The sequence below is a fragment of the Pseudomonas sp. JUb52 genome, assembly GCF_004341115.1.
Lineage (GTDB): Bacteria > Pseudomonadota > Gammaproteobacteria > Pseudomonadales > Pseudomonadaceae > Chryseomonas > Chryseomonas oryzihabitans.
Window position 1 is genome coordinate 1 of sequence record NZ_SLYS01000005.1, and the last position, 16,661, is coordinate 16,661.

Genomic DNA, 16,661 nt, shown 5'->3' on the forward strand with positions numbered 1-16,661 from the left:
AGAAGTGAAACGATGCATCGCCGATGGTAGTGTGGGGCTTCCCCATGTGAGAGTAGGTCATCGTCAAGCGCCTAACACCCAGCACCCCCGCTCAGTTCATTCTGACGGGGGTGTTGTCTTTGGGGCGGGAAAAGTTTGGCTGAGGCAGGGCGCTGCTTTGATAGCCGATAGGCTGCGGAGTTGAGATTGCCCTCACCCTAGCCCTCTCCCGGGGGAGAGGGGACCAGGAGCGGTGCGGCTAGGGCTTGAGGATGCTTCCTAGATTTCAGGGGCTGCTTTGAGTCTGCAAAAGCACAAGAGCCATAACAGCCCGGCTGCGCCGGGCTGTTATGTTTTAAGCTGAGGACGTGTGATCGCACGTACGGATCAGGTCGTAGGTTGGCGCGAGTGCAGCGAAGCCCAACGAGGGAGATTCGCTCCAGGTATCAAGCGAACTGCGGAAGGATGCTGAGGGGCCGGGTTTGGATTTTGGATAGCGAGGCTCAGCCCAACCTACGACAGCGTTACGCGAGCAAGAAAAAGCCCGGCATGTGCCGGGCTTTTTGCGTTCTGGAGTGGGCTCAAGCGGGTTCGGGCAGGGCCAGGTCGCGTTTGGCTATGTACTTCCAGTCGGCTTCGTCGATGTAGATACCGCCGGGGCCGCTGCCGCCTTCGAGGTCGATGGCGACCTGGGCGCTGACCTGGGGTTTGACGCTGGCCAGGATGGGCACGAAGCCCAGTTGCTGGCTGGTCTCGATCAGCGCCTGCTGGTTGCGTTCGTCGATGTCGGCGGCTTCGTCCAGGTAGTAGGGCAGGCGGATCTTGGCGGCCTGCTCCCGGTCCATCAGGTGCAGCAACAGGTACATGTTGGTGAGCGCCTTGATGGTCATGGTGGTGCCGTTGGAGGCGGCGCCGTCGATATCGGTGTGCAGGATCGGCTGGCCGCCCTGCTTGGTGATCTCGAAGGCCAGCTCGAAGAGGTCCTTGAGGCCGAGCTGGTTGCCGTTGGCGGCTACCAGGCGTGCCAGGTATTCCTTGGCCTCCTCGTTCTTCTGGTCCTGGCTGCTGTCCTGGGTGAGATCGAAGACCGACAGGGTTTCGCCTTCCTCGTACTGACCGGCGCTGTGGATGATCTGGTCGATGTGCTTGAGCGCCTCCTTGTTCGGCGCCAGGACGATGCGGAAGCTCTCCAGGTTGGAGACCTGCTTGCGATTGATCTCGCGATTGAACAGCTGCAGCTGGTGTTCGAGGTTGTCGTAGTCGCTGCGGATGTTTCTCAGGGTCCGGGCGATGTCGGTGACGGCGGCGCGGCGGGCCTTGGCCAGGGTCAGGGCTTCGTCCTGGCGATGGGCGTAGGCGTTGACCAGCAGCTGCAGGCGGCGCTCGGGGTCTTCTTCGTTGTCGAACTTGGCGACGCCCTTAAGGCGGACTTGGGCATAGAGCGCCTCGATCTGGGTGTCGGCGCGCTGCAGGGCCTGCCAGGTGTCCTGGTAGTCGTTGAGCAGCGGCAGCAGGTTTTCCAGGGAATCGTCGACCGCTTCCATGAAGGGCGTGCCCTGGGGCAGGTCGGTAGGCAGCAGCTGGCGGCGGCGCAGGGCGTCGGCCAGGGTGCGGTCCTTGGCTTCCAGGTCGGCCAGCTGACGACCGATCAGCTGCAGCTTGGCGGAGAGTTGCTGGACGCGTTCGGTGAAGGCGTCGCCGGCGCGTCTCAGTTCATCCTGGGCGGCTTCCAGCTGGGCCAGTTGTTCGAGCTTCTCGTTTTCCTCGGCACCCAGGGTCTGGCAGCGACGGAAGTCTTCCAGGGCCTTCTGGGCATCCAGGACCTGCTGGTAGAGGGCCTCGGCCTGGGCCTTGCTGGCCTGGCGGTCGAGGCTGACGCCCTGCTGCGCCTTGAGTTGCTTGAGTTCGCGCTCCAGGCGGTCCTTCTGGTCACGCAGGGCGGCGCGATCGGCGAGGGCCTGCAGGGTCGGTGGCTCGATGCCCGACAGGTCGAGGGACAGACCCGGCAATTCGAGGCGATCGCCCTGGAAACGCGCCAGGATGCCTTCGAAGGTCTTTACCCAGTTGCCGTCTTCGCTCAGTTCGATGCCCTTGGGGCCGAGCGGCAGGCTGAACAGCTGGCCGTTGAACAGCCGCATCAGGCGGTCGACGTCGGCCTGGCTGAATTCCTCGCGCAGGCGGGCGTAGCTGTTGTTGTCGGCGTGGTCGAGTTGCTGGCGAATACCCTTGAGGCGCTGCTCCAGTTCGCGGACGCGCTGGTCGAGGTCTTCGCTGCTGAACTGACGCGCTTGGGACAGGGCGCCGGCCAGTTCGTCGTGGGCGTCCTTGGCGGCCAGCAGCTGGGCTTCGAGGGGCGCGGTGGACTCCACCAGGGCGAAGCGGTGCTTGAGCTGGGCCAGCTCGGCGAGCCAGCGCTGCAGGCCGCTGATCTCGCGCTCGCGGCGCATCAGTTCGCTGGTGCCGTCGCGCTGGCTTTGCTGCAGACCGTCCTGTTCCTGGCGGTAGTGTTCGGTCTGGGCCAGGAGTTCGTCACGGCGGTCGAGGGCGTAGTGCTGCCAGGTGCCGAGCAGACTGTCGAGCAGCGGCGAGAGGCGATGCAGCTTGCCCCTCAGGCGGTCGCGCTGCTCGACGCCATTGGCCAGGGCCTCCACCAGCGGGCCGGCGGCGACCAGCGACTGGTAGTCCTGCTCCATGCGGCGGACGTCGCGGAAGGCTTCCTCGCAGGCGGCAATGTAGTCGACGCTGCCGGATCTCAGGCTGTGCTCGAAGGCATCGAGAAACAGCTGCTTGAGCTTGGCCGCGGTGATCTCGCGCATGTGCAGCAGGTTGATGAACAGGGCGCGGAAGGTCTTGAGACTCTGTTCGCTGGTGGATCGCAGCGGGATCAGCGTCAGGTCCAGGGGAATGCTGGTATGGCCGCCGACCAGCAGGCGGCGTAATTCCTCGGGTTTGACCTCATAGGCCTTGAGGCCGGCACGCTCCAGGCTGGCGAAGAGTTCGCGCTGGCGCAGGCAGGCGCCGTCGCGCTGGTAGTGGGCCAGGTCCAGTTCGCCAGCATAGGCGAAGAACTGGTGGCCGAAGCCACCCCCCGGGCCGCGACCGGCCACGCCGATGACGTGGGGGCCGTGGGCCAGGCGCAGTTCGATGAGGATGTAGCTGGTGTCGGTGGCGAAGTAGAACTTGCGCGACTGCTCGTTGCTGTACTTGCCGAAGCTCATGTCGGAGAGCCGCGCCAGGATGGGGAATTGCAGGGCGTTGATCGAGGCGCTCTTGCCCAGGTTGTTGGCGCCGTAGACCGACAGCGGCTGTTCCAGCGGGAAGAGGCCGAGGCTGTAGCCGGCGGTGTTGAGCAGGGCGAAGCGGCTGATGCCGTAGCGGATCATAGGTCGAACTCCCGTTCTGCGGCGATGGCGCGGGCCAGGGCGGCCTCTTCGTCATCCTCGTCGGCGCCTTCCTGCTCGCTGCCGTCTTCGTCGCTGGCGAGGGTCGGGGCCGGCAGCGGCAGGTCGCTGGCATGCAGGCCGGCGGCCAGGTCGCGATCCTGCTGCACGGTCAGGCAGACATCGAGAAAGCGGTGCATGGGCGGCAGGAAGCGGTAGGTGCCGTTGCTGTCCAGGGCGAAGCCGAGCTGGGTCAGGCGGCGCAGGATCTTTTCCTCCAGCTCTTCCTGGGTGGTGACCTCGGCCTGCAGGAAGAGGTCGCGGTACTTGTCCAGCAGCGCCGGCAACTCGTGCCGGCCCAGGGTGCCGCCGTCGAGCACCGCCAGCGGGTCGCGGCCCTGGTCGGCCAGGTGCTCGACCAGGATGAAGGTGAACAGCGCCAGGCGCTGGGCGGTCTTGTTGACCTGGGCGCCCATCTGCTCGGGCACGAAGTAGTAGAAGCCGCGCGGATCGCAGACCAGTTCGAAGCCGAGGGCGCGGAACAGGGCGCGGTACTGGTCCTGCTGCTGGCTGAGCTGGGCGTAGCTCTCGGGCTCGCTGCGGGACAGGTGATAGCCCTTGAACAGCTCGCGAAAGATGGGCGCGAGCTGGGTCATTTCGTTGAGATCAAGTTGCATGGGCGTCGCTCGCGAGGGATCGGGCGGTCAGCGCGTAGGAGCACAGGCTGACGCGGTGTTCGAGGGTGTCGTAGTGGCGGCGGTCCAGGCGCTGGCGCTGGAAGCGCGTATCGCGGGACAGGCGCGAGAACCAGTAGAGCAACTCATCGGTGTCGCCGGCCGGTTCCTGCTCCAGCAGCCAGGCCATGAGATCGGACAGCGGCAGGGCGTCCTGGCAGAGGTCGAGCATCTCGCGGGCGGTGCGGGGCGCCGCCGGGCGCTCGCTGTCACGCGGGCGATTGCTCTGGCTGGGGAAGCGCGCCGGTTTGGGTTCGAAGCGCGCCAGGGCGTAGACATAGCTTTCCACCTGGGCGGTGGTGCCGAGAAAGACGCTCTGAGGCCGGCTGAACAGGGGCAGGGCGGCCTGGGGCACGGCGTCGAGGCCCTTGCGGCGGATGGTGGCCAGGGCCAGGGCGGCGCCGCGGGTCACGGCATTGTGCCGGCGCGCTTCCTCACGCAGCGGCAGCAGCAATTCGCGGGCACGTCTGAGCGCCAGCTGGGCGGCGTTGTGCATCTCCAGGATGCGCGCCTGGGTGCGCAGCAGCAGGTCATCGTCGACCAGCTGGCCGAGGCGCTGCTGTTCGCCCAGCAGGTGCAGGAGCACCTGCTCGACGCGGTGCACGCCGCGCTCGAAAGCGCCGTCGGCGGCCACCAGCTGGATCATCGGCTCGACGTATTCGTCCCAGGTGGCCAGCACCTCGGCATAGCGCTGGCGCAGGGGGATCTGGCGATCGCTGGTCTTGGCGCGCTCGGCGACGCCCTCTAGGGCATGGCCGTCGTTGGCCAGCTTCTTGAGGACATCGCGCACGCGCATGTCCAGCAGGCGCAGCTGGCGGACGAGGTCGGGGCCGTCGCGGTTGTCGAAGGCTTCGCGGATGTGGCCGGCGAGGCGCTCCAGGTGGCGCAGGTAGGCCTCGATCTCCAGGCACAGGCCCAGCCGGTGTTCGCGCCTGAGATAGCCGAGGAAATCGTGGATCTGGCCATTGAGTTCGAAGCGATTGGGACTTTTGGCCACCGGCACCAGGATGTCCAGGCGGATCCAGGTGTCGAGCAGGGCGGTGAGGTCGGCCGGCGTGCGCTCGGGCAGCTGCTCGGCCAGGCGGGCACGCAACTCGGCCAGGCCCAGGGTGCCGCTGTCGAAGTGGGCGCACAGCGGGTCGATGAGGTGCCAGTGTTCGGCGAGGGTACGCAGGACGCGTTTGGGGTCGATCATGGCGGGGACCGCACCAGACAAAAGTGCCATTGTACTCCAGACGCCAGAGCCTTCGATGTGACCGCGGTGGGACCGATGGGCAGGGCGGCCTTTCGATCCGGGGCGATCCGCGCGACAATGCCGCCCCGAATTATCCCGCCGCGTGTCCGAAGGATCCGCCCATGTCCGACCCCGTCACCGCCACCAGCCCCGCGCTTGCCGCCGAGGCGCGTCGTCGCGCCTATCTGCAGGCGTTGCAGCTGGATGTCTGGGTGCCGCGCACTGTGTTGCCCTTCGCTGCGCCTTCGCGGCCGGAAGCCCTGTGGGTCGAGGCGCCGGAAGAGGCGCCCGTCGCCGCCCGGGTGGTCCGCCCGGAGCCGGTGGCCAAGGCCGCGCCGGCCGCTGCGGCAGTCGAGGCACCGGCGGCGCATCGGCCGCGTATCGAGATCCCGCGACCCGCGGCGCTGAAGCCCGTTGCCACTCCGGTGGCCGAGCCGGAACCGGAGCGGGCGCCGCTGCCACCGCGGGAGCCGGCGCCGCGCTTCGCCCTGCAGCTGTTACAGGCCGGGCGTTGCCTGCTGCTGCTGGAGTTGCCCACCGGCGACACCCTGGGCTCGCGCGATCCGGCCTATCTGCTGCTGCGGGATCTGCTGCGCGCTGCCGGCCTGCCGGACACGCCACGGATCGTCAGCGAAGAGCCCATTCGCTGGCCGCTGCTCAACAGCGGCCAGCTCGACCAGGGCCCGGCGGCGGCGGCCGAATTCGTGCAGAGCTTCGTCTCGGGGCACCAGGAGCGCCTGGGCGAAGGCCTGGGCCTCTGGCTGATCGGCGGCGCCGCACGGCGCTGCAGCGGCGTCGCGGATGCGCAGCTCACGGGAGCGGAGCAGGACACCGCCCTGGGACCGGCCTGGCTGGTGCCGGGGCTGGATATCTTGATGGAAGAGCCGGCCGCCAAGGCCGCGCTCTGGCAAGCCATGCGCCCGTTGCGGCGCCGCTGGATGGAACAGCAATGAACGATGCGGTGAGCTTTCGGCGGATGACCGAAGCCGATCTGAACACGGTATTGAAGATCGAATATCAGGCCTTCAGCCATCCCTGGACCCGCGGCATCTTCAGCGATGCGCTCAAGTCCTACGACTGCTGGGTGATGACGGCCGGCGAGCAGCAGGTGGGGCACGGGGTGATCAATGTCATCCTCGACGAGGCCCATCTGCTCAACATCACCATCAAGCCGGAAAGCCAGGGACGCGGTCTCGGCCTGCGGCTGCTGGAACACCTGCTGCAGGAAGCACGCAAGGCCAAGGCCAACGAGTGCTTTCTGGAGGTGCGCGCCAGCAATCAGGCGGCTTACCGGCTGTATGAACGCTATGGCTTCAACGAGATCGGCCGCCGGCGGGATTATTATCCCGCGGTCGGCGGCCGGGAAGACGCGCTGGTGATGGCCTGTACGCTGCTCGACTAGGCCTTCAGCGGTTTCAGTGATCGGCGCGCTTTTCGTCCAGGTCCAGACCGATGTCCCCGGCGAGTTCTTCGTCGTTGGCGTCCAGATCGGCGTAGCGGGCGTCCCTTTGGGTCTCGGCTTCGTTGGGTTCGTCGGCTTCGCCGTCCCAGGCCTGGCCGTCCAGGGGATGACTGCGACCGAGTTCGGCTTCGTCCTGGCCGGAACCGCCGCCAATGTCGCTGTCCTCGACCACGCTCAGCTCCTTGTCGTTGGGCCAGGCATCGCCGTAGTCGGTCGGCGAGCGGGCGCCTGTCTCGTCCAGCAGGGTCTCGGGACTGGCGTCGTCCATGGTCGGCTGATGATCCAGGGTCTCGCCACCGGTCATGCCGGCCTGGCGCACGCGCTCTTCGGGAAACTGGCCTTCGTAGTCGCGTTCATCCATCTCGTCGCCGGCACGGCCCTGACGCTCGTCCTTGCGATCACTGAAGTCGAGTTCGCGCATGTCACCCATGCGGTCCTGGATGTCGTCGATCTCTTCGGGGGTCTTGGTGATTTCGGGCTTGTTCATGGTGGTCTCCAAAGGCAGGGCTGCTAGAGCATCTCCCTGAATCCGACTACGAGCCGGCAAGGGGAATTCCTCGCCACTGCCGGAAGGTGTGAACGAACCATACGGTGACCCGGCAGTCGTACCTACCATGATCGACCTCGACAGCCTCACCTCATCGGGCCAGCCGCTGGCCTTCTTCTTCGATCTGGATGGCACCCTGGCAGAACTGCAGCCACGTCCGGAACAGGTTTTCATTCCCGCCGAAACCCTCGCGGCGCTCGAGCAGCTGGCGCGCCACCATGGCGTCGCCGTGGTTTCCGGGCGACCGCTGGCGGAGATCGACGGATTCACCAAACCGTTGCAACTGCCGGCGGCTGGCGTACATGGCGCCGAATGGCGCGATCCCCAGGGCGAGATCCATCGGGTGACCCTGGACGCCACGGTGCTGGCGCAGGTCGGCACCCGCCTGGAAGCGGCCCTGGCCGACCATCCGGACCTGCTGCTGGAGCGCAAGAGCGTGGCCTTCGCCCTGCACTATCGCCAGGCGCCGGACAAGGAAGCCCTGGTGCGCGAACTGGCCGAAGGCATCGCCGCCGACCATCCCGAATTCAAGTTGCAACCGGGCAAGTGCGTCTTCGAACTCAAGCCCGCTGCGGCGAGCAAGGGCGAGGCCATCGTCCGTTTTCTCGAACTGGAACCCTTTGCCGGCTGCCTGCCGGTGTTTCTCGGTGACGATCGTACCGATGAAGAGGGGTTCACTGTCGTCAATGCGCGAGGCGGGCTGACCGTCAAGGTAGGAGAGGGGGAGACGGTCGCCAAGACCCGCCTGCCTTCGGTGGAAGCGGTAGCCCTCTGGCTGCAGCAGCTGAGCCGTGACCTCGCGCCACATTATAAGCAAGGAGATTAGGATGAGCCGTTTAGTGGTGGTATCGAATCGGGTGGCCCCGATCGAAGAAGGCAAGGCGACCGCGGGTGGTCTGGCAGTGGGCGTACTGGACGCCCTGCGCAAGTCGGGCGGCATCTGGTTCGGCTGGAACGGCGAGACGGTCAAGGAAAACGGGCCGGCCAAGACCCAGACCAAGGACAACATCGACTACGTGACCTTTGGCCTGACCAAGCGCGACTACGACCACTACTACCGCGGTTTCTCCAACGCCACCCTCTGGCCGATCTTCCACTACCGGATCGACCTGGCGCGTTACAACCGTGAAGAGTACGACGGCTATCGGCGTGTCAACATGGCCATGGCCGAGCGCCTGAAGCCCCTGCTCAAGCCCGATGACATCATCTGGGTGCACGACTATCACCTGATTCCCTTCGCCGAAGCCTGCCGCATGCTGGGCATCCGCAACCGCATCGGCTTCTTCCTGCACATTCCCTTTCCGGCGCCGGAGATCCTCACCGCGATCCCGCCGCACAACGAATTGCTCAAGACCCTGTGCTTCTATGACCTGATCGGCTTCCAGACCGACACCGACCAGCTGGCCTTCCAGGACTACATCACCCGCGAGGTGCGCGGCGTGCTGGAAAAGGACGGCAGCCTGACCGCCTACGGCCACAATTTCCGCGTGGGCGTCTATCCCATCGGCGTGATGCCGGACGTCATCCAGAAGCAGGCCGAGTCCTATCGCACGCGGCGCCAGTTCATCTCGCGTAGCATCGAGGGCGTGCCCTACAAAACCATCGTCAGCGTCGATCGGCTCGACTACTCGAAGGGGCTGGTGGAGCGCTTCCAGGCGTTCGAGAAGCTGCTGGAGCATTTCCCCGAGCATCACCGGGCGGTGCAGTTCGTGCAGATCGCGCCCTCGTCGCGGGCGGACGTGGTCTCCTACCAGAACATCCGCCGTCAGTTGGAGAGCCATGCCGGCCATATCAACGGCCATTTCTCCGAGCTGGACTGGACGCCGATCCGCTACCTGAACAAGAGCTATGACCGGCGCACGGTAATGGGGCTGTTCCGCTCCTCCGACGTGGGTCTGGTAACGCCGCTGCGCGATGGCATGAATCTGGTGGCCAAGGAATACGTGGCGGCCCAGGACCCGGAAAATCCGGGCGTGCTGGTGCTGTCGCGCTTCGCCGGGGCGGCGCGCGAACTCAATTCGGCGCTGATCGTGAATCCCTATGACCATGTCGGCATGGCCGAGGCGCTGGACCGGGCGCTGCGTATGCCGCTGGAAGAGCGCAAGTCGCGCTATGAGGACATGATGCGGGTGATCCGCCAGGCCGACTTGGCCTCCTGGCGCGACAACTTCCTGCGCGACCTGCGGGCCTTCAGCTCCAAGGCGCTGGTGCAGTCCATCGACACCCAGGACGCGGCGGCTGTGGAAAAGGTGGAGAGCAAGCAGAAGGTTGCCCTGTAAGCTGCTTGCGCGGTGATCGAGCCCGGCCTAGGCCGGGCTTTTTCATGGGCGGGGCTGAGGTCTGGCGTGACGGGGGCCCTCACCCTAGCCCTCTCCCGGGGGGAGAGGGGATCAAGAGCGGTGCCATCAGCTGGACTTTTTCGAGGGCAATAAAAAAGGGCCAGCTTACGCTGACCCTTGAAAATAGGTGGTGGCTACGCAGGGACTTGAACCCCGGACCCCAGCATTATGAATGCTATGCTCTAACCAGCTGAGCTACGTAGCCATCCGAGGCGCGCATTATTGGCAAGGCGCTGTTGCCTGTCAAGCCTTCTGCTCAAGAAATTTCTGTTTGTCGATCAAGCGTTTGCGCGGCGCCGTCTCAGCGTAGCCAATGCTTGTCTATGTACTTCTGAATCTCCTGACGCATGAAACGCCCCGACTCGTCGGCGCGTTCTTCCCAGCCGAACACGCAGGACGTGACGATGCCGTCAAAGCCCACCTTGGCCAGCGAAGAGAAGAAGAGGTCCCAATCGATTTCACCCTGGTACATGTTCATGTGCTGGTGCACGGTTACCTGGGCGCCCGGCGGATTGACGATATAGCGCAGGCCCGAGGAGGCCTTGTGGTTCCAGGTATCGGCGATGTGCACGTGGCCGATCAGGGAGCCGGCATCCGCGATCATCTGGGCCATGTCGTCGCCGAAATAGAAGGTGTGGGGCGCGCAGTAAAGAAATTTGACGTTGGCGGACCCGATGCTTTTGAGCATGTCGATGGCCGGATGCAACGTCTCGCACCAGTCTTCCGGATGCGGCTCCATGTTCAGGGTGATGCCTTCGCGCTCGAAGATAGGGACCAGCTCTTCCATCGAGCGCCACCAGGCAGCTTCACTGGATTCATGACTATGACTGCCGCCACAGCAACTGATCTTGTGACCGCGCTCGGGCGAGGGGCCACGACCGAATTCGGAATTCATGGTGTCGCAGCCTAGCTCCACCGCTACCTGGATGGCTTCCTTCCAGTAATTGACTGCGGCCTGGCGTTCGTCCTCGTGGGGACTGGCCCAGCGGTACATGGGCAGTAGCGAGGCGACTTGCAGGCCATGGTCCTTGAGCGCTTTCTTGAGTTCGGCGATGCGCTCCGAATGTGCCCGCGGACGCTTCCACCAGGGCAGGAAGTCTTCCCTGGGCGAGAGCTCCAGATATTCGAAGCCGGACTCCGCTACCCGCCGACAGGTCTCCGCGAGGCTCAGGTTGCGATACATGTAGGGATCAATGGCGATTTTCATGGCATGACTCCTGGATACGATGATCTTGAAGATGAATGGCGAGCAGTGGCGTCAGCCCAGCTTGCGAAAGTAGCGTTCGAGGGATTCCAGCGAGTGGCCGCGGGTCTCTGGCAGGTAGCGGAACACGAAGGTCAAGGCCACCAGCCCTAGCGCGAAGAACAGGAAGAAGGTGGTGGAGATGCTGAACCAGGCCACCAGTTGCAGGAAGAAGAAACCCACCAGGAAATTGACCAGCCACAGTACGAAGCCGGACATGCCCAGAGCGAAGCCGCGGATGCGCATGGGGAAGATCTCCGCCAGCATCAGCCAGGTCACTGGCGAGATGGCGCCTTGCTGGAAAGCCAGAAAGGCCACGGTCAGGGAGAGGATGGCGAAGCCGCGGGTAAGGCCCGGCTCGAGGATCAGGGACAGCACCCCGATCAGCAGCAGCGAGGAGGTGGTACCGAGCAGACCGATCAGCAACATGGGGCGGCGGTTGACCCGGCCCAACAGCCAGATGCCGACGAAGGTGGCCAGTACCGAGATGGCGCCATTGGCGACGTTGGCGATCAGAGCGCCCTTCGTTGCGAATCCGGAATCGGTGAGGATCTGGGTGCCGTAGTACATGATGGAATTGACCCCGGTGATCTGCTGGGTGACGGCGATGCCCAGGCCGATGAGAAAGACACGGCGGATCCAGGGGGTCTTGAGGTCGGCCCAGCCGCCTTCACCCTGGCGGGCATCGTCTTCGGCCTGCTGGCGAACTTCACGAGCCTCAGCTTGAGCGTGGTGCTCCTCGCGAATCTGTCGCAGGGTACGCAACATCTCGCCGAAGCGTCCCTTGGAGGCCAGCCAGCGTGGGCTCTCCGGCACGCTGAGCATGCCGATCCACAGCACGATGGCGGGAAGGGTGGCGATCACCAGCATCCAGCGCCAGGTGTGGTCGCCGTCGTAGAAATTGGCGATCAGGGCGTTGTTGGTGAAGGCCAGCAACTGACCGGTGACGATCATCAGCTCCTGACGGGTAACCAGCTGCCCGCGTAAGTGCTTGGGGGCCATCTCGGCCAGGTAGACCGGCACGGTGACCGAGGCGCCGCCCACGGCAAGACCAAGTACGAAGCGGGCGAGCACCATCGCGGCGGTGTTGGGCGCAAAGGTACAGCCCAGGGTGCCGAGCATGAAGATGAACGAGAGCAGCAGAATGATGCGTCGGCGGCCATGGGCGTCGGAAAAACGCCCGCTGACGATCGAACCCAGGGCTGCACCGAACACCAATGAGGAGACCACCAGGCTTTCGGTGAGAGGGGTCAGCTGCAGATCATTCTTGATGAAGGGCAGGGCGCCGTTGATGACGCCGGTGTCGTAGCCGAACAGCAGGCCACCAAAGGTGGCGATGGTGGTGATGACCTGAAGTTTGCGACTACTGGGGGTGGCACCGGCGGGCGATGCGGTGCCGGCCAGAGCGATCTTGCTGGTTTCCATGGGAAGAGCCTCGACGAGTCGTGAAAAGAGGGGGACTAGGCGAGGGCTGAGGGCGGTCGACCGAGCGGAAGGGCTTGGACTGACAGCGTGCAGTGAGGGGGCATGGGCATGAGGACTCCTTGTTGTTTTTGTCGACCGAGGCGCGGGAGTGATCGGCCATCGAAATGCTTGGCCTCATCCTAGGCACAGGTCGTCGCTCATGCAATTAAAATATCGTTTGTATACTTTTAGAAAATATTTTCCAAAAAAGTGGGTGGGGCTTCTTCACGGGCGCAAGGTCCGCTCTGGCCCGCCCTTATCAAGCTAGTCGTCCTCTTCCTGAGTCAGCTGAATCTCATCCATCTTCAACTCCAGGCGATAGCCTAGAGCCAGGAACAGCGCCTGACAGAGGCACAGGGTGGCACTCAACGAGCGGAAGGCGAAGGCACTGCCTTCATTGACCAGCAGCAGAGCGCTGGCGCGCTTGGCCAGGGGCGAGAGGTTGCTGTCGGTGATGATCAACGTCTTGGCCTTGTGGTGCTGGGCAATGCGCACGCATTGCTGACTTTCCTTGCCATAGGGGCTGAAGCTGATGGCGATCAGCAGGTCGCCCTGGGCGATGCTGCGCATCTGCTCGCGATAGCCGCCGCCCAGGCCGGTGATGAGGTGGATGCGCTTGTTGGTGTGCTGCAGGTTGTAGACCAAGTAATCGGCCACGGCGAAGGAGCGCCGCACCCCCACCACATAGATGTTTTCCGCATTTACCAGCAGATCGACGGCCTTGGCGAAGGCGGCGTCGTCTAGTTCCTCGGCCAGTCGATCCAGGCCCGAGCGGGTGGCATTGATGCACTCGCGAGCCAGATCGCCGCTACTGGCCCGCTGGCTCTTGTTGGCGATCATGTTGCGGATGCGCTGCTGGTAGTTCTGCACCGGCGTGGTCTTGTGGGTGTAGGCCTCGCGAAACAGTGCCTGCATCTCGCTGAAACCCTTGAAGCCGAAGCGCTGGGAGAACCGCACGATGGCTGAAGGATGGACTTCGCACTGGCTGGCAATGTCGCTGATGCGATCGACCATGACGCGATCGCTCTGCTGGCTGACATAGGCCGCGACGCGCTTGAGCTGGCGTGGCAGGGCGTCGTAATCGCGGGTGATACAGGCTAGCAGTTGCTCGACATTGCCAGGCGGATCGGCCAGCGGAGCGCTGCTGGTAACGTCGTCGGCCAGGGAATCAGAGGGCATGGGCAATCTCACGATGGGATTCTTATGTCGGCAACTTAACCCATTCGGCAGGTGGCGTCGAAGCCAGGTGCCGGTCTAGGTACCTTCCAGATATGGAAATTAAATTCCATAAAAACTCATGTGGAATTTTTGTTGATTTGTTGGTGGCGGCGTTCTAGCCTGAGCTCACTTCAAAACGTATTCGGCCCTCGGGTACGAACGGTCGGCCGATAACAATAAGCAGGAGCCACCAATGGGTGACAATTTCTTCGCCAGTGGACGCCAGTTCGACGTGATCTGCCTCGGGCGGCTGGGCGTCGACCTCTATGCGCAGCAGATCGGTGCGCCGCTGGAAGACGTCAGCAGCTTCGCCAAGTACCTGGGGGGATCCTCCGCCAACATCGCTTTCGGCACCGCGCGTCTGGGGCTGAAGTCGGCGATGCTGACCCGGGTCGGCGACGACCACATGGGTCGCTTCCTGACCCAGACGCTGGCGCAGGAAGGCTGCGATACCCGCGGCATCCAGGTGGATCGGGAGCGCCTCACCGCCATGGTGCTGCTGGGCATCAAAGACCGCGAAACCTTTCCCTTGGTGTTCTACCGCGAAAATTGCGCCGACATGGCGCTGGGCGTGGACGACATCGACGAGGCCTTCATCGCCAGCGCCAAGGCGCTGTTGATCACCGGTACCCACTTCTCCACCGAGGGCGTGTTCCAGGCCAGCAGCCGAGCCTTGGACTACGCCGAGCGCAATGGCGTGAAGCGGGTGTTGGACATCGATTACCGGCCGGTGCTCTGGGGCCTTACCGGCAAGGCTGACGGTGAGACCCGCTTCATCGCCAGCGCCGAGGTCAGCGCCCATGTGCAGCGCATCCTGCCGCGCTTCGACCTGGTGGTGGGCACCGAGGAGGAATTCCAGATCGCCGGGGGCAGCGAAGACCTGCTCACCGCCCTGCGGCGGGTACGCGAGGTGACGGCGGCGACCCTGGTGGTCAAGCTCGGCGCCCAGGGCTGCACGGTGCTCCACGGCGCCATCCCGGCGCGTCTCGAGGAGGGCGAGATCCATCGCGGCATCCGTGTCGATGTGCTCAATGTGCTGGGCGCCGGCGATGCCTTCATGTCCGGCTTCCTGCGCGGCTGGCTGACCGGCGGCGACGATGCCGAATGCTGCCGGCTGGCCAATGCCTGCGGCGGACTGGTGGTGTCGCGCCATGGCTGCGCCCCGGCCATGCCGACCCTGGCCGAACTGGACTACCTTCACCACAGCCCGGTGCCCATCACCCGGCCGGACCTCGATCCCGTGCTCACCCGGCTGCATCGGGTCAGTGTCCGCCGCCGCACCTGGCAGCCGCTGTTCATCTTCGCCTTCGATCACCGCTACCAACTGGTGGAAAGCGCCCAGCAGGTGGGCGCCGATCCGGCGCGCATTCCGCAACTCAAGCAGCTGTTCGTCCAGGCCATCGCCGAGGTTGAGCAGGCGCTGGCGCGCCAGGGCGTGGCGGCGGATGTCGGGCTGCTGGCCGACGAGCGCTTCGGCCAGGATGCGCTGAATGCCGCCAGCGGCCGTGGCTGGTGGGTGGCCCGGCCGGTGGAGCTGCAGAATTCGCGACCCCTGGCCTTCGAGCACGGGCGCTCGGTGGGCAGCACCCTGCTGAGCTGGCCGAACGAGCAGATCATCAAGTGCCTGGTGCAATTCCACCCCGATGACGAGCCGCTGCTGCGCCTTGAGCAGGAGGCCCAGCTCAAGGGGTTGTATCAGGCGGCCCAGGCCAGCGGTCATGAACTCCTGCTGGAGGTCATCCCACCGAAAAACCATACGTCCACCCGGCCCGACGTGCTCTACCGCGCCATCAAGCGGCTGTACAACCTGGGCATCTATCCCGAGTGGTGGAAGATCGAGGCGCAGCCGGCCGGTGTCTGGCAGCAACTCGATGCCCTGATCGCCGAACGCGATCCCCATTGCCAAGGCGTAGTGCTGCTGGGCCTCAACGCCCCGGCCGAGGAACTGGCCGAAGGCTTTCGGCAGGCCAGTGCCAGTACCCGCTGCCGCGGCTTTGCCGTGGGCCGGACCATCTTCGGCCAACCGAGTCGGGCCTGGCTCGCTGGTGAGATCGACGATGCCGGGCTGATCGCCCAGGTGCGCGCCACCTTCGAATTCCTGATCCAGGCCTGGCGCGCCGCTCGTGCCTGATCGCTATCCAATGAGTAAGGCTGACATGACTGCACAACAACAACTCAAGATCGGCATCAACCCCATCTCCTGGGCCAACGACGACCTGCCGGCCCTGGGCGGCGACACCCCGCTTGCGACCATCCTGCGCGAGGGCAAGGAAATCGGCTTCCAGGGCTTCGAGCTGGGCGGCAAGTTTCCCAGCGAGCCCAAGGCCCTGGGCGAGGTGCTGGGTCAGTATGACCTGGAGCTGGTGTCCGGCTGGTATTCCAGCGGCCTGGCGCACCGTGATGTCGAGGCCGAGATCGAGGCGATCCGTCCACACTGCCGGCTGCTGGCCGAGAACGGCGCCAAGGTGCTGGTCTATGGCGAGGTGGCCGGGTCGATTCAGAGTCAGCGGGTGCCGCTGATCGAACGGCCGCGCTTCCACAACGACGCCGCCTGGCAGGCCTATGCCGAGAAGCTCGATCGGCTGGCCGCCTTCACCCTGAGCCAGGGCGTGCGCCTGGCCTATCACCACCACATGGGCGCCTACGTAGAGTCGCCTGAGGACATCGCCCGGTTGATGGCACTGACCTCCCCGGACGTCGGCCTGCTGTTCGATGCCGGTCACTGCTACATGGGCGGTGGCGATCCGCTGAGCGTGCTGCAGCAACATATCGACCGGGTCTGCCATGTGCACTTCAAGGATGTGCGCAAGGCCGTGGTGCAGCTGGCGCGCAACAATCAGTGGAGCTTTCCGGATTGCATCCTCAACGGCACCTTCACCGTGCCTGGGGATGGCGATATCGATTTCTCGGCGCTGCTCAAGGTGCTGGTGGCCGCCGGCTACCAGGGCTGGCTGGTGGTGGAAGCCGAGCAGGACCCGGCCGTGGCGCCGGCCTACGAATACGCCAAGAAGGGCTACGACCATCTGCGCCAGCTGGTGGCGCAGGCCACTGCCTGAGGAGA

At 64.7% G+C, this 16,661-nt stretch carries 13 protein-coding genes and 1 tRNA gene; 6 read left to right on the forward strand and 8 right to left on the reverse strand.

The genetic code is table 11. The annotated features are described in order from the left end of the window. Positions 1 to 560 precede the first annotated feature (560 nt). Genes mksF through mksB form a run of 3 tightly spaced genes read right to left on the reverse strand, consistent with a single transcriptional unit; the run spans position 561 to position 5,288 of the window. Positions 561 to 3,362 carry an Mks condensin complex protein MksF gene (mksF, locus tag EC839_RS09900; protein ID WP_007161497.1) on the reverse strand — a complete coding sequence of 934 codons (2,802 nt, stop codon included), beginning with the start codon at positions 3,360 to 3,362 and terminating at the stop codon, positions 561 to 563. Beyond that, positions 3,359 to 4,036 (reverse strand): Mks condensin complex protein MksE, encoded by a 678-nt coding sequence (gene mksE, locus EC839_RS09905; RefSeq protein ID WP_007161498.1) that lies wholly within the window; start codon positions 4,034 to 4,036, stop codon positions 3,359 to 3,361. The genes mksF and mksE overlap by 4 nt, the downstream gene beginning before the upstream one ends. Continuing rightward, on the reverse strand, positions 4,026 to 5,288 hold the full coding sequence (gene mksB, locus EC839_RS09910; protein WP_007161499.1) for an Mks condensin complex protein MksB: 1,263 nt from the start codon (positions 5,286 to 5,288) through the stop codon (positions 4,026 to 4,028). The genes mksE and mksB overlap by 11 nt, the downstream gene beginning before the upstream one ends. Before the next feature lie 161 nt (positions 5,289 to 5,449). Between mksB and EC839_RS09915 the strand changes: the two genes are divergently transcribed. Both EC839_RS09915 and rimI read left to right on the forward strand, forming a co-directional pair. Next, a complete protein-coding gene (locus EC839_RS09915; protein ID WP_007161500.1) occupies positions 5,450 to 6,280 on the forward strand; it encodes a hypothetical protein in 831 nt (276 codons plus the stop codon). Further along, a complete protein-coding gene (gene rimI, locus EC839_RS09920; protein WP_007161501.1) occupies positions 6,277 to 6,729 on the forward strand; it encodes a ribosomal protein S18-alanine N-acetyltransferase in 453 nt (150 codons plus the stop codon). The genes EC839_RS09915 and rimI overlap by 4 nt, the downstream gene beginning before the upstream one ends. Before the next feature lie 13 nt (positions 6,730 to 6,742). On the opposite strand, the gene EC839_RS09925 is transcribed toward rimI, so the two are convergent. Then, positions 6,743 to 7,276 carry a hypothetical protein gene (locus EC839_RS09925; protein ID WP_007161502.1) on the reverse strand — a complete coding sequence of 178 codons (534 nt, stop codon included), beginning with the start codon at positions 7,274 to 7,276 and terminating at the stop codon, positions 6,743 to 6,745. 127 nt (positions 7,277 to 7,403) lie between these two features. On the opposite strand from EC839_RS09925, the gene otsB reads away from it, so the two are divergent. Then, entirely contained in the window at positions 7,404 to 8,162 is a 759-nt protein-coding gene (gene otsB, locus EC839_RS09930) for a trehalose-phosphatase (RefSeq protein WP_007161503.1), read from the forward strand. Position 8,163: 1 nt separating this feature from the next. Continuing rightward, complete coding sequence (gene otsA, locus EC839_RS09935; RefSeq protein ID WP_007161504.1) at positions 8,164 to 9,615, forward strand: alpha,alpha-trehalose-phosphate synthase (UDP-forming); 1,452 nt, start codon at positions 8,164 to 8,166, stop codon at positions 9,613 to 9,615. Positions 9,616 to 9,803: 188 nt separating this feature from the next. Here otsA and EC839_RS09940 read toward each other — a convergent pair. The 4 genes from EC839_RS09940 to EC839_RS09955 all read right to left on the reverse strand — a co-directional run bounded on the left by EC839_RS09940 (position 9,804) and on the right by EC839_RS09955 (position 13,561). After that, positions 9,804 to 9,880 (reverse strand) — tRNA-Met (locus EC839_RS09940). Between the two features lie 96 nt (positions 9,881 to 9,976). Then, positions 9,977 to 10,882 (reverse strand): sugar phosphate isomerase/epimerase, encoded by a 906-nt coding sequence (locus EC839_RS09945; protein ID WP_007161505.1) that lies wholly within the window; start codon positions 10,880 to 10,882, stop codon positions 9,977 to 9,979. Positions 10,883 to 10,933: 51 nt separating this feature from the next. Then, positions 10,934 to 12,343 carry a sugar porter family MFS transporter gene (locus EC839_RS09950; RefSeq protein ID WP_007161506.1) on the reverse strand — a complete coding sequence of 470 codons (1,410 nt, stop codon included), beginning with the start codon at positions 12,341 to 12,343 and terminating at the stop codon, positions 10,934 to 10,936. A gap of 303 nt (positions 12,344 to 12,646) precedes the next feature. After that, positions 12,647 to 13,561 (reverse strand): MurR/RpiR family transcriptional regulator, encoded by a 915-nt coding sequence (locus tag EC839_RS09955; RefSeq protein WP_007161507.1) that lies wholly within the window; start codon positions 13,559 to 13,561, stop codon positions 12,647 to 12,649. Positions 13,562 to 13,793: 232 nt separating this feature from the next. Between EC839_RS09955 and iolC the strand changes: the two genes are divergently transcribed. Together iolC and iolE are read left to right on the forward strand one after the other, a co-directional pair. Further along, positions 13,794 to 15,731 (forward strand): 5-dehydro-2-deoxygluconokinase, encoded by a 1,938-nt coding sequence (gene iolC, locus EC839_RS09960; protein ID WP_007161508.1) that lies wholly within the window; start codon positions 13,794 to 13,796, stop codon positions 15,729 to 15,731. 25 nt (positions 15,732 to 15,756) lie between these two features. Continuing rightward, positions 15,757 to 16,656: a myo-inosose-2 dehydratase gene (gene iolE, locus EC839_RS09965; protein ID WP_007161509.1), complete on the forward strand. Its 900-nt coding sequence runs from the start codon at positions 15,757 to 15,759 to the stop codon at positions 16,654 to 16,656. The last annotated feature ends 5 nt before the right edge of the window (positions 16,657 to 16,661 follow it).